Origin of the sequence: Streptomyces hainanensis, from assembly GCF_004348415.1 — a bacterium.
In the GTDB taxonomy this organism is placed as follows: Bacteria; Actinomycetota; Actinomycetes; order Streptomycetales; family Streptomycetaceae; genus Streptomyces; species Streptomyces hainanensis.
In genome coordinates this window covers 1-526 of record NZ_SMKI01000931.1, presented here as the reverse complement: position 1 = coordinate 526, position 526 = coordinate 1, and the positions used below count along the sequence as shown (strand labels likewise).

Here is a 526-nt window from a genome sequence, read left to right as displayed (position 1 = left end):
ATCATGCCGTCGGCGGTGAACAGGCGGGCGCCGTGGTCGTCGAGGACGAGGCGTTGGTCGAGGGTGGAGGCCCAGGAGGCGCCGAACCAACCGCCGTGCCGGTAGGAGGAGATGTGGTGGCGTTCGACGACGAGCGGCAGCACGCCGGGGAGTTCGACGTCCGTGGCGGACATCAGCAGCTCCCCGGTGGCCATGTCGACCGGGTCGCCGCAGGCGGTGCGGCCGTTCATCGGAATGCCCTCGCCACGGGTGCGGCGCCCCAGACCCAGCGCGCCCTGCCGCAGACCACGCAGCCCGGTCGAGCCCAGGGAGCGGATGCCGCGGGCGAGGCCGCCGAGGGTGGTGAGGCCGCGCATGCCGGGGATGCAGTCGAGGGCGGCGAAGGCGACGTCGAGCAGTGAGCCTTCGCCGTTGGCGTATTTGACGAGGGTGTCGGCGAGGACGACGACGGCGGCGGCGAGGACGATCAGGGCGAGGGGGCCGCCGATGATCAGGGCGATGACGCCGAGGACGGCGACGACGACCT

General features: G+C 72.6%; 1 protein-coding gene. It reads right to left on the bottom strand.

The annotated features are described in order from the left end of the window. Positions 1–526: DUF6531 domain-containing protein (locus E1283_RS37955; RefSeq protein WP_243745366.1), on the bottom strand; the 526-nt coding region annotated here is incomplete at both ends.